The following is a 12,038-nucleotide window of genomic DNA, read 5'->3' as shown; positions in this document are numbered from 1 at the left end:
GAGCGCTCCTGTGCACAACAGGCAGGAAGCGAGCAGGTAGCTGATGTCGTTGGATTAATTACCCATCATTGCACCTTTGGCGCTGAACACATCAACTTTGCCCGGTCTCCAAGCAAAACGCGGCGCTGCTCAAGAGAGTCAGTGCGCCGGTATGCGCGTTCCCCCTTGCCGCCCACGGCATGACCCAACGTTGCCTCCGCAACCTCGTAAGGCGTATTCGTCGTCTCGGCGATCCAATCGCGCAGGCTTGAACGAAAGCCGTGCGGGCGAGCCGCCATCTCGCGGCGCTCCATCAACCGCGCCATGGCGGCATCCGAAATTATGCCCTTCCTGATGCTTGGAAAAAGGTAGCCTTCGCGAGCGAAGGCCTTTGCCTGCTCGATGAGCGATAGCGTTTCCGGTACGAGCGGGACCCGGAAATCGGGTGTTTTGTCTTTGCACCCCTTCTGCTTTCCGCCGGGGATCGTCCAGACGTCGCCCTCGGATAGCTTACCGGGACCGGCATTCCTTACGGCAAGCGCTGAAAGCTTGTTGAATGCCCTCGTCAATTGGTCCCCTTACGCTTTTCGCTTCAGATAAACAAATTCACGCTGATATAGACGTGAATTTACAAGAAAACCCAGGCAAATCAGCAGAAACTTTCCTTCAGTGGGCAAATTTGTACTCCGAAAGAAAAGTATTCAATGGGCGAATGGGGCGCCAATTACCTTTGCTTGCCGGCCTGCCATCGCGATCAGGGCCACAGTTCAACCGCCAATCGATTCAATTGCTTTCCTTTCGAACGTTGGCATTTCCCAGCATCGGCATGAGAAGGTTGAAGAGTTCGGCCTGTGAACATATGCCGCACCGGCTATAGAGCTGCTTTCTAAAAACCTTGACCGTTTCGGTGCTCACTCCAAGCTGCAAGCCGATGGATGGCGAGGAATGCCCCTGCAAAATCAGGAGCGCGACTTCGGCCTGACGGGTGCTTATGGACACACCATGATTGCTCCGGAGCTCCTGGCGAAGGCTATCGGCCAAGGACGTCGCGCGGGGGATGTTGAGATGTGGCGCATCGAGCGCGTTCCAATGGGCCCTGAGGACGGCCATGATGACCGACCGGTGTTTTCGAAGGCCCTCCTCGGCCTTTTGCGAAAACGTCGTTCCCGAGGACGAATCCTTGCCCATTGAAATCGTGATGGTCGCGTTCCGGGAGACGGGGAGGATGACGGAGATCTCGTCGGAAATCCCGATCCTGCCGTAGTACCATTTATAGTAGCGACTGCTGCGGAACTGGTCCGGCGCGACGTCAAGCAGGCGGTAGAGCCCGGCGTCGCCGTGCCTCAAGTGGAAGTGGTAGACCGGATCCAGGAGATAGGCGCCGGAAAGGTATTGCTCATCGACGAACCGGAACACATCGGGACCGTAATGCCGCGTATGGGCGATGTGGGGGACGTTCGAACCAACGAAGATGACGACGATCACGTTGTCGAATTCCAGGCATTCGCGCAGGTACGCGCACATCAACGGATAGAATTGGGCGGAGCCGACAGCATCGATCGCCGCGGCGAGGCTATCAAGGACGGAGAATCTCATCACCTATACCCCCATGGGGTTATATGCCCCTCTCAAGGATGGCTTACAGTCGAAAACCATAAAGAGAAGGGTTATAAATCCAAGCCGGGCAGCGTGAAAAGCCCGCCCGTGACGCGGGACAGGGCAACTGCGGCGTCGAAACTTGTATAGACAAGCCTGCACATCCGCCAAAGGCACGTCAAAAAGTGCCAGTCAACGAGGGTGACACAATGCGAAAGCCGCTGAACCATTCAGCCATGCCCGTTGCTGGCTACATCGAGCCGTGGAGCGTCAAGGCCGGCGCCTCGACCCGGGCCCATCTTTCCTGTGTCGACCCGCACGCGTCGTTCCGCATCGTCTCCCTCGACCGGGACGAGCAGGAGGTGGCGGAGTGGGACTTGCAGCGCCATTCCGGCAGCTTCAAGGTCCGGGATTTCTCTCTGGGCTCCTGGGTCGAGCTCCCGGCGCTCCCCGAAACGGGCGATGCCGGCTGGAAACTCAGCTTCGAATTTCTGCCAACGCAGAACGAGACGCGCAAAACCATCTGCGTTCTCGGCGACCTCGCCGTTTCGATCGACGCGGACGGACACCTGGATATCGCCACGGCTGATGGTAATCATGCCTTTGCGCAGGTTTCCAACGAGCGCTGGTACGAGCTTTCCGTCTCCGGCTCGTCCGCCGGCCTCGCCGCGACATTGGTGGCCTCGGCGCGGCGGACCGAGATCGCCAGCGTGGACTTTCCCGGCGCGGCTCATCACATCGGCCGGATCTGCATCGGCTCGGACGGGAGCGGGGAGACAAAATCCTTCAACGGGCGCATCGGCCGGATATCGCTCGATGCCGCCGGCCGGCGGTGCTCCTGGCGTTTCCCGACCCGCGGGCCGGTCGAGCGCCTGGGCTCGGTGGAGGACAGCGCGCTTGCCCTGACGATCCACAGCATGCCCACATTCTGCGTGGCGTCCGCGCGGTTTACCGCCGAAGTGCATGATCCGCGACTGGAACCCTCGCATTTCGACGCGATCCACCTTCACGACGACGATTTCGGCGGCTTCGACTGGCCTGCCGACCTGACGATAGACATCCCCGCGGACGCACGGGCCGGCATTTTCGCTCTGGAAGTGACCACGGGACAGGGCACCGAGCGCCTGCCGTTCTTCGTTCGGGCGGCGAAGCCTTCGGCGGCGCTCGCCTTCCTCGTCCCGACCTCGACCTATCTGGCCTATGCCGACGAACGCCTCCCGCCGGTCCGCTATCCCTGGCACGGATCGGATCGCGGGCATCTCTTCGCGCTCGACAACGGTTTTCTGTGTCTCTACGACGTCCACAGCGACCTCAGCGGCGTGAGCCTGACATCGGCGCGCCGCCCGCGCGCGACGTTGCGCGACGACTATCACTATCCGCTTTCCAATTGCCCGCATCTGTTGCCGGTCGATCTTCAGCTTCTGAAGTTCTATGCGCGGGAAGGCATCGACATCGACATATTGACGGACCGCGACCTCCATGACGAGGGATACGCGGCGGTCGCCGCCTACAGGGGGCTGCTGACGGGCAGCCATCCGGAATACTGGTCTTGCGACATGATGAAGGCGCTCGACGGCTATCTCGATGCGGGCGGCAATCTGGCCTATCTCGGCGGCAACGGCTTTTACTGGGTCGTCGCCTACCAGGGCGAGACCATGGAGCTGCGGCGGGTCAAAAGCGACATCTGGACCGGCCGGCCGGGCGAAGCGCACATGTCGATCACCGGCGAGCCCGGCGGCAACTGGGAAGACCGGGGCCTGCGGAACCCGCAATCCTATCTCGGCGTCACCTACCTGATCATGAGCTTCGGGCCGAGCCGGCCCTATGGCAGGCTCGAAGGCAGCTTCGCCCCGGAACACCGCTGGCTCTTCGACGGCATTGCCGACGGGCCGATCGGAGACGGCGGAACGGTGCTGGGCGGCGCGGCCGGCTATGAGATCGACGCCGTGGTGCGCTCGCAGGAAACACCGAAGAACCTGGTGCGGCTCGCCACGGCGGACGGCTTCGACGACAGTTTCCAAGTCCGGCCCGAGGTCTGGCTGGCCGACGGGAACGTCGAACGCGAGACGCTGCGGCGCGCGGACATGACGATCTATCGCCACGACGGTGGCGGGCAGGTCTTCTGCACCGGCTCGGTGGCATGGATCGGCGCCCTGCCCGGCCCCGGCGAAGGCAACGCCGTGGGAACGATCATGAAGAACCTCGCAGAAGGGTTCAGCCGATAAGACTCACCTGGTGGAAACCCCTGCCCGGATCGAAACACGCCAATATCACCAAAAGAAAGGGAACGACATGATCAGCATTTCTCGACGCAACATGCTTGCACTGATGGGCGGAACGCTCGCAGCACCCTATATCGTCACGGCCAAAGCCAGCGCCGCCCCGGCGGTGGAGCCGGGCATCTTCAAGATGTCCATCCAGCCGTGGATCGGCTACGGCATGTGGTATGTCGCCCAGGACAAGGGCATCTTCGCGGCCAACGGGCTCGAGGGCGTCGAGTTCATTCCCTATACGGAAGACGCCGCCAATCTGGCAATTCTGGCCAGCGGCGAGATCCAGGGCACGAACAGCGCCACGCACAACGTGCTGCAGCACCTGCAGGAATCGCCCGACTACCGTATCGCCCTGATTGAGGACTACAGCACCACCGCCGACGCCATCGTCAGCCCGAAGAGCATGAATTCCGTCGCCGACCTCAAGGGAAAATCCATCGCCTTCGAGGAAGGCACGACCAGCCACCTCCTCGTCGCCGACGCGCTCAAGAAGGCGGGCCTGAAGCTGAGCGACCTCAACTGGACCAACACGCCCGCATCGCAGGCCGCCGCCGCCCTGCTGTCCGGCTCGACGGACGCGATGGTCACCTATGAACCCTACATCTCGACCGCGCTGAAAGCCGATCCGAACCTCAAGCTCCTCTATACCGCGGCCGAAAATCCCGGCCTCATCAGCGACTGCTTCGTCGTCACGACCCGGACGCTGAAGGAGCGGCCCGGCCAGGTGCGCGCGATGGTCAAGAGCTGGGGCGATGCCGTGGACCTCTACAACAAGAACCCCGAAGAGTGCCAGGCGATCATCGCCAAGGGCGTCGGTTCCGATCCGAACGAGCTGGGGACGACCTTCGAGGGCGTGCACTACTATACGCTGGAGGAGAACAAGACCCTGCTGACCGGCGAGTACGCGACGAAGACCTTCCCGGCCGTGAACGCCGCCAGCCTGGAGCTCGGCCTGATCAAGAAGACCTTCGAGGCCAAGGACGTCATCGACACGACGGCCCTTTCGTCGCTTTGATCCCCATGGCCGGCCCTGCAGGTTTGCAGGGCCGGCCGGGACAGCCAAGATGCGCCAGCACCTCGATCGCACCATTCCGCTTCCGCTCTACCAGAAGGTCAAGGACCACATCCTCGACCAGGTAAGGCGCGGGCAACTGAAACACGGCGTGAAAATCCCTTCCGAGGCCGAGCTCGTCGAACGCTTCGGCGTGTCGCGCATGACCGTCCATCGGGCGCTGCGGGAGCTTTCGGCGGCAGGCGTGGTCGATCGCGTCCAGGGGCTCGGCACCTTCGTCTCGGCGCCCCCGGCGCAGACCGAGCTCATGGAGCTGAAGGACATAGCCGACGACATCAAGGCCCGGGGCAATGTCCACACGCAGAAGGTCAGGCTTCTCGAGACGATCAGCGCCACGGCGGAACAGGCAGCCTATTTCGACATGCCGCGCGGCTCTCGCCTGTTCCATTCGATTATCGTGAACTACGAGGACGGAGTGCCGGTGCAGGTGGAGAACAGACTGATCCGGCCGAGCTTCGCCCCCGGCTATCTCGATCACGACTTCCAGGCCGTCCCCTCGACGCGCTACCTGCGCTCCATCGCCGACGCGACGAAGATGGAGCATTCGGTCTGCGCCTCGATGGCGGATGCGCAAGCATGCGCGTTGCTGGAGTTTCCCGAGCCTCGGAGCGTGATGATCCTGACGCGCCGCACCTGGGTCGGGGAAATGGCGGTCAGCCGAAGCGTGTTCACCTATCCCGGCGATACCTACAGCCTCATCAGCCGCCGCACCATGGAATGAAAGATCGCCGGGGCGCGACCCTCGGCGGCCGGACTTGTACATACAAATCTATGCAGGCGCCCCCCGCGGCTGCAGTCCTCCAATCGAACGAGCAAGGCAGACCTATGGCCAAGCCCCGAAAGAAATCCCTTCTCAGCATGCAGGCTGAGATCTCGCCATCGACCTATCTCATCATCTCCGTGTGCTCCTTCGCGATCTTCTTCGCGGTCTGGGCTTTGATCGTGCAATCCGGCCTCGTCCGCCCGATCTTCCTGCCGTCCCCCGTGGCGATCGTCGCGCGCCTGTGGGCGCTCGGCGCCGACGGCACGCTGTTCTCCGACATCGCGGCAAGCGTCTATCGCATCGGTATCGGCTTCGCCGTCGCATCGGTTTCGGCGCTCGCCGTCGGCGTGCTGATCGGCAACTACAAGTTCTGGGATGCGGCCATCGAGCCCTTCCTCGACTTCATACGCTACATGCCGGTCGTCGCCTTCGTTCCCCTGACGATCCTGTGGACCGGCACGACGGACACCCAGAAGTTCCTGGTGATCTGGATCGGGACGTTCTTCCAGCAGGCCTTGATGTTCATGGACAACATCAAGCGCGTCCCGCCCGATTTCATCGGCTTCGGCCGGACGGTCGGACTGAGTGACACGAAAATCGTCACGAAGATCATCCTGCCCTCGGCCGCGCCGCAGATCTGGGACACGCTGCGCATCTCGCTCGGCTGGGCCTGGACCTGGGTTGTGCTCGCCGAGCTCGTCGCGGCCAGCAGCGGCCTCGGCTACCGCATCACCGTCGCGCAGCGTTATTTCCAGACCGACACGGCCATCGGATACATCGTGGTGCTCGGCGTTCTCGGCCTGATCAGCGACCAGATCATGAAATTCCTGGGCAAGCGCATGTTCCGCTACGAGGCAAAACACTGATGGAAAAGCTTCTGATCCGCGACCTGACGAAGACCTTTCCGGCCGGGCGCTCCACCAAGGACCGTGTTACCGTTCTCGACAACATCTCGCTGACGATCCGCGAGAACGAATTCGTTTCGCTGGTCGGCGCATCCGGCTGCGGCAAGAGCACGCTGCTTTCGATCATCGCCGGACTGCAATCCCATGACGATGGCGACCTCAAGGTCGACGGAAACGACATCCTCGGACCCGGCGCGGACCGCGGCGTGGTTTTCCAGAGCTATACGCTTCTGCCCTGGCTGACGGCCAGGAAGAACGTGGAATTCGCGCTGGAAGCGACGGGGCATCCGAAGGCCGAGATCGGCGATCTTGCAATGACACAGCTCAGGCTGGTGGGCCTGGAAGCCTTTGCGGACCGCTATCCCGCGCAGCTTTCCGGCGGCATGAAGCAGCGGGTCGCCATCGCGCGCGCGCTCTCCTACAAGCCGAAGCTGTTGCTGATGGACGAGCCGTTCGGCGCCCTGGACGCGCTGACCCGCGTGCAGATGCAGGAACTGCTCACGAGCGTCTGGGAGCGGGAAAAGCTGACCGTGATCTTCGTCACGCACGATGTCGAGGAAGCCGTCTTCCTTTCCGACCGGATCTTCGTGATGGCCTCCAATCCCGGCCGCATCAAGACGACCTACGATGTCCCCCTGCCGCGACCGCGCACGCCCGACACCCACCGGCTGCCGGAATTCGCGCAGCTTCAGGCCGAAGTGCTCGGCAGCATCCGTTCGGAGATGCGGGATCGATGAGAGATTTCCATTTTCCCGGGCGGTCCGTCGTCCGCGGCCAGGAATGCATGATCGCCACAGCGCATCCCGCCGCATCCGCCGCCGCCTTCGGCATCCTGCAATCAGGCGGAAACGCCTTCGACGCCGCGATCTGCGCCGCCGCGCTGCTGGCGGTGGTGGAGCCGCAGGCAAGCGGCGTCGGCGGTGACAGCTTCGTTCTCGGTCATGCGTCCGCCTCCGCAAGGACATTCGGCCTCAACGGATCGGGCAAGAGCGCCGCCGCGATGACCGCCGACGCCCTGCGCGCATTGGGCCACACCGGGATGCCGCTGCGCGGCGCGCTTGCCGTCACCTGCCCGGGGGCGGTGGACACCTGGGCGCGCCTCCATGCCGACCACGGCAGCCTGGATTGGGGAAGGCTCTTCCATCCGGCCATCAGGGCGGCAGCCGACGGTTATGTCGTCGCCGACCGCGTGGCGCTCGACTGGAACTCCTTCGCGCCGGCACTGGCGACGACGCCGGAGGCGGCGGCCCGGTTCCTCACGGGCGGCCGCGCCTTCCGCGCCGGCGAAATCCACCGCCAGCCGGAGCTTGCACTGACGTTGCGCGAGATCGCGGCCAAGGGCCGCGACGGTTTCTATCGCGGCTGGGTCGCGGACGATATCGTGGCGACCCTCGAACGCGGAGGGTCCTGCCTCTCGCACGACGACCTCGAAAGAACGGCGTCATTCTACGTCGATCCGTTGCGCATCGACTACAAGGGCTTCGAGGTCCTGCAGCTTCCAGCCAACAATCAGGGCGCCACGGCCCTCCTCCTGCTGAACATTCTCAAGCATCTGCCGAAGACCGACCATTTCAGCGCGGAACGCTTCCACCTGCTGCTCGAAGCGGCGCGGCTCGCCTATCGCGAACGCGATCGCTCGATCGGCGACCCGGAGCACAGCGCCGTCGATCACCGGCGGTTCACCAGCGACGCCCATGCCGCCGCGCTCGCCGCCATGATCGACGGGGACAGGACGACAAGGGAATTCGGGGAGCCGGCCACGCGCAAATCCGATACCACCACCATTTCGGTGGTGGACGGTTCCGGCAATGCGGTGACGCTGATCAATTCGCTCTACCACCATTTCGGCAGTTGCGTCCTGGCGCCGAAATCCGGCGTACTGCTTCAGAACCGCGGCAGCGGCTTCAATCTGGTACCTGGCCATCCGAACGAATTCGGCCCCGGAAAACGCCCGCTCCACACGATCATGCCCGGCATGACGCTGAAGGACGGAAAGCCGTCGCTGGTCTACGGCGTCATGGGCGGGGACTACCAGGCGATCGGTCACGCGCAGCTCGTCACCAATGTCGTCGACTTCGGCCTCGACGTGCAAGAGGCCATCGACCTGCCGCGGACCTTCCATTTCAAGGGGTTTGCCGAGGTCGAACGCTCGATGCCCGCGCATATCGTCGAGGGCCTGACCAGGAGGGGCCACAGCGTCCAGGTGGCGCATCTTCCCATCGGCGGGGCGCAGGCCATCTGGATCGATCCGCAGCGCGGTACGCTTGCCGGCGGGTCGGACCCCCGCAAGGACGGCCTGGCGATCGGGATGTGATCGATGAACAGTTCGGTCGCTATCGTCGGGGCGGGCGTGATCGGAACGGTCACCGCCATCGAACTCAACCGCCTCGGTTACGATGTCACGCTGATCGACCGGGACGAGCCGGGCAGCAGCGGGGCGGCAAGCTCCGGCAACGGGGGCTGGCTCTGCCCGGCCTCCATCATTCCTGTTTCCGTGCCTTCGCTGTTGTGGCGCCTGCCGTCGTTCCTCTTCGGAAGGTCGGCGCCCCTCAGCGGCAACCTTGGTTTTGCCATCCGCAACGCCCGCCATTTTGCACGTTTCGTGACCTCCGGGCTTACGCTCGAGCGGGTTCGTCACAAGGCGGGCGCCCTCTCCACCCTGCTTTCCGACACGGTCGCGCGGCACCAGGCCCTCGCGAAGGAGGCCGGCCTGCAGCATCTGATCAGGTCGGAAGGCCTCCTCTACACCTACGGCAGCGAGCAGGCCTTTCGCCGTGACCTGCGCTGGTGGACCCTGCGGCGCGAGCTCGGCGTGAACTGGACCTTCCTCGACGGCAGGGCGTTGCGTGCGGAAGAGCCGGGCATCGAGCGCGATTGTTTCGGCGCAATCCTGGTCACCGACGGTGGCCATTGCACCGATCCCGCAGGTTACGTCAGGGGTCTTGCCGATCACGCCCGTCGACGCGGCGTCCATGTCATCAAGGCCGACGTCACGAGGCTGATCCACGCCGGCCACAGGCTTGCGGGGCTCGAAACGTCAGAGGGGATGCTCGCGTTCGATGCGGTCGTGATTTGCGGCGGTGCGCATTCGCGCGCCCTCGCGCGCCAGATCGGCGACGACCCGCCCCTTCTCAGCGAGCGGGGCTACCATGTCACGCTGCCGCCGGGCGAACGATTGAGGCGGCCCGTCATGTTCGATGACGCTTTGATGGTCGCAACCCCGATGATCGACGGCATCCGTCTGGCCGGCCAGGTCGAGATCGCCGGCCCGGACAGCCCGCCCGACTGGTCGCGCGCCCAGGCATTGCTCGATCTCGCCCGACGATACTTCGGCGCCCTGCCGGGCGACATCCGGCAGCCGGGCGTTTCCATCTGGATGGGCCGCCGGCCGGCCATCGCCGACGAGCTTCCCGTCATCGGACGCGCGACGAACATGGAGAACGTGCATTTCGCGTTCGGACACGGCTTTACGGGACTGGGCGCCGCGCCGGCCACCGCCGCGCTTGCGGCACGATCCCTGCAATCCGGTCACGCGTCTCCACCGCAAGCCTCCCCCTTTTCCCCTCAACGCTTCCCGGTGCGCACGAGCAGCGCGCCTTAAGGAGACACCATGTCCGAGACCCCCATTTCGATCCACAAGCTCTGCGACCTGAACGGGGCCCAGCGCAAAAGCCTGCTGCAGCGCACGGAAAACGATCTGAGCGCCTTCATGGAGAAGGTGATCCCGATCATCGACGCCGTCCGGCGCGATGGCGACAAGGCGCTTGCCGACTTTGCGAACAGGTTCGACAAGGCCCCGATCGCCGCGGACCAAATTCGTGCGACGCCCGGGGAATTCGCCGCCGCCCGTGCATCTATCGACCGCGAGTTGATCGAAACGCTCGAATTTGCCGCGCAAAACATCCGTCACTTCCATGAAAGGCAGATGCCGGAAACGCTGGCCCTGCACGAGACGCATCCCGGCGTCCTCGTCGGCGACCGCTGGAACGCGATCGACTCCGTTGCCTGCTATGTCCCGCGCGGCAAGGGCTCCTTCCCGAGCTCCGTCCTGATGACCGCGATTCCCGCGAAGGTGGCAGGCGTGAAGAAGGTCGTCGTCATCACACCGCCCGGCCCCGACGGAACCGTCGATCCGGCGACCCTGGTCGCTGCCGAGATCGCCGGGGTAGCAGACGTCTTCAAATGCGGCGGGGCGCAAGGCATCGCGGCCGTCGCGTTCGGGACGCAGACGGTTCCCAAATGCGACAAGGTCGTCGGCCCCGGCAGCCCATGGGTGGTGGCGGCAAAAAAGCAGCTCTCGTCCGTCATCGATCCCGGCAGCCCGGCCGGTCCGAGCGAGTTGATCGTCTTCTCGGACGGCACCGTCCCGCCGGAGCTGGTCGCCCTGGATCTGTGCGTGGAATCCGAGCACGGTCCCGACTCGTCGGTGTTCTTCGTCACCGACAGCGAGGACTTCGCACATGCCGTTGCTTCCCGCATACCCGCCTTCTGGTCACAGATGGGGGACGTCCGGGCGCAATATTCCAAAACCGTCCTTTCCGGCCCGAGAGGCGGGATCGTCGTTACCCGCACGAAGGAGGAAGCCTTCGCCTTCGTCAACGACTACGCTCCGGAACACCTCGCGGTCCTCGCCGACAATGCCTGGCAATACCTCACCCGCTTTGAACATGCAGGCGAGATTCTCCTTGGCCCGCATTCGGCGATCAGCATCGCCAACTTCGTGCTCGGACCGAGCCATGTCCTGCCGACGGGAGCGGCCGCGAAAACGATGTCTCCCCTGGCAGTCTTCGATTTCCTGAAGCGCACGTCGATCGCGTCCCTGTCCGAGGCGGCCTACGAAAGCTTTGCCGGCCATGCGGAGCGCCTCGCGCGGTATGAGGGCTTCGATGGCCATGCCAACGCGGTCTCGTCAATCCGGGACAAGGTTCTCCACGCGGCCGCGCGCACTTCCTGAGACGCCCGGCGCCACCGCGCCCGTTCCTTGCCTGGAGAACGCACGCCGGGCGATTGTCCCATGCGGGGGTGTTCCCGCCATGCTAGGATACGTCGCCCGTGGCGCCGTGTGGCGCTGCAACGAACAAATCCCGCCGTGCCGCGTTCTCCAGCGCAAACGGCGAAAGGAGCGCGTCATGGTCTTCAAGGAAGGAACCTTCAAGGGCGAGGTGCCCGAGCATTTCGACGGGCCTCATCCGGCCTGGCTCGAGGCCGCGGTCGCCGATGCGCTTTCGGTGGCGGGCGACGTGGACGCCTCTGATATCACCGTGACCTGCAAGGGAACGCGCATCGTGCTCTCGGGCAGTATCGGCTCCGCCGAGGAGGCCGAGCGCGCGGTGACCATCGCCGCTTCGGTCAAGGAGGTCAGCGAGGTCGACAACCGGCTTTCCTGGCTCTGACCCCGCAAAAGCCGCCATTGCGGGGCGGCCCTCCGGAATGCTAGGTGCAATGCAGCA

10 protein-coding genes and 1 pseudogene are annotated in these 12,038 nt (G+C 64.0%); 9 read left to right on the top strand and 2 right to left on the bottom strand.

Translation table 11 applies throughout. From position 1 onward, the window contains the following. Positions 1-65 precede the first annotated feature (65 nt). Positions 66-482 (bottom strand): annotated as a pseudogene (locus L0976_RS26920) (integrase); the annotation flags it as partial. Between the two features lie 280 nt (positions 483-762). Further along, on the bottom strand, positions 763-1,575 hold the full coding sequence (locus L0976_RS26915) for a helix-turn-helix transcriptional regulator (RefSeq protein ID WP_233290656.1): 813 nt from the start codon (positions 1,573-1,575) through the stop codon (positions 763-765). A 209-nt stretch (positions 1,576-1,784) separates the two neighbouring features. Here L0976_RS26915 and L0976_RS26910 point away from each other — a divergent pair, with 209 nt between their 5' ends. The 9 genes from L0976_RS26910 (at position 1,785) to L0976_RS26870 (ending at position 11,981) form a co-directional block, all read left to right on the top strand. Continuing rightward, positions 1,785-3,800 (top strand): N,N-dimethylformamidase beta subunit family domain-containing protein, encoded by a 2,016-nt coding sequence (locus L0976_RS26910; protein WP_234190038.1) that lies wholly within the window; start codon positions 1,785-1,787, stop codon positions 3,798-3,800. A 67-nt stretch (positions 3,801-3,867) separates the two neighbouring features. Beyond that, positions 3,868-4,863, top strand: a complete 996-nt coding sequence (locus L0976_RS26905) for an ABC transporter substrate-binding protein (protein ID WP_203316671.1) — start codon at positions 3,868-3,870, stop codon at positions 4,861-4,863. A gap of 49 nt (positions 4,864-4,912) precedes the next feature. Next, entirely contained in the window at positions 4,913-5,641 is a 729-nt protein-coding gene (locus L0976_RS26900) for a UTRA domain-containing protein (RefSeq protein WP_234190036.1), read from the top strand. A 104-nt stretch (positions 5,642-5,745) separates the two neighbouring features. Further along, the gene (locus tag L0976_RS26895; protein ID WP_203316673.1) at positions 5,746-6,549 is read left to right on the top strand and encodes an ABC transporter permease; all 804 of its coding nucleotides are present in this window, start codon (positions 5,746-5,748) and stop codon (positions 6,547-6,549) included. Further along, entirely contained in the window at positions 6,549-7,325 is a 777-nt protein-coding gene (locus L0976_RS26890; protein WP_203316674.1) for an ABC transporter ATP-binding protein, read from the top strand. Before L0976_RS26895 ends, L0976_RS26890 begins: the two co-directional genes overlap by 1 nt. A 47-nt stretch (positions 7,326-7,372) precedes the next feature. Then, positions 7,373-8,902, top strand: a complete 1,530-nt coding sequence (gene ggt / locus L0976_RS26885; protein ID WP_234190027.1) for a gamma-glutamyltransferase — start codon at positions 7,373-7,375, stop codon at positions 8,900-8,902. Between the two features lie 3 nt (positions 8,903-8,905). After that, positions 8,906-10,189 (top strand): FAD-binding oxidoreductase, encoded by a 1,284-nt coding sequence (locus L0976_RS26880; RefSeq protein WP_234190025.1) that lies wholly within the window; start codon positions 8,906-8,908, stop codon positions 10,187-10,189. A gap of 9 nt (positions 10,190-10,198) precedes the next feature. Next, positions 10,199-11,542, top strand: coding sequence for a histidinol dehydrogenase (gene hisD, locus L0976_RS26875; RefSeq protein ID WP_234190023.1), 1,344 nt, complete (start codon positions 10,199-10,201; stop codon positions 11,540-11,542). Between the two features lie 175 nt (positions 11,543-11,717). Continuing rightward, on the top strand, positions 11,718-11,981 hold the full coding sequence (locus L0976_RS26870) for a BON domain-containing protein (protein ID WP_203316678.1): 264 nt from the start codon (positions 11,718-11,720) through the stop codon (positions 11,979-11,981). Positions 11,982-12,038 lie beyond the last annotated feature (57 nt).

It is taken from the genome of Shinella sp. NM-101, assembly GCF_021401195.1.
Classification (GTDB): domain Bacteria; phylum Pseudomonadota; class Alphaproteobacteria; order Rhizobiales; family Rhizobiaceae; genus Shinella.
The sequence above is the reverse complement of the archived record's forward strand: the minus strand, read 5'-3'. Positions and strand labels throughout refer to the sequence as shown.

Excerpts from the sequence above, each read along its gene's own strand:
- L0976_RS26915 (WP_233290656.1), bottom strand. The coding sequence starts at position 1,575 with ATGAGATTCTCCGTCCTTGATAGCCTCGCCGCGGCGATCGATGCTGTC.
- L0976_RS26910 (WP_234190038.1), top strand. The coding sequence starts at position 1,785 with ATGCGAAAGCCGCTGAACCATTCAGCCATGCCCGTTGCTGGCTACATC.
- L0976_RS26905 (WP_203316671.1), top strand. The coding sequence starts at position 3,868 with ATGATCAGCATTTCTCGACGCAACATGCTTGCACTGATGGGCGGAACG.
- L0976_RS26900 (WP_234190036.1), top strand. The coding sequence starts at position 4,913 with ATGCGCCAGCACCTCGATCGCACCATTCCGCTTCCGCTCTACCAGAAG.
- L0976_RS26895 (WP_203316673.1), top strand. The coding sequence starts at position 5,746 with ATGGCCAAGCCCCGAAAGAAATCCCTTCTCAGCATGCAGGCTGAGATC.
- L0976_RS26890 (WP_203316674.1), top strand. The coding sequence starts at position 6,549 with ATGGAAAAGCTTCTGATCCGCGACCTGACGAAGACCTTTCCGGCCGGG.
- ggt (WP_234190027.1), top strand. The coding sequence starts at position 7,373 with ATGATCGCCACAGCGCATCCCGCCGCATCCGCCGCCGCCTTCGGCATC.
- L0976_RS26880 (WP_234190025.1), top strand. The coding sequence starts at position 8,906 with ATGAACAGTTCGGTCGCTATCGTCGGGGCGGGCGTGATCGGAACGGTC.
- hisD (WP_234190023.1), top strand. The coding sequence starts at position 10,199 with ATGTCCGAGACCCCCATTTCGATCCACAAGCTCTGCGACCTGAACGGG.
- L0976_RS26870 (WP_203316678.1), top strand. The coding sequence starts at position 11,718 with ATGGTCTTCAAGGAAGGAACCTTCAAGGGCGAGGTGCCCGAGCATTTC.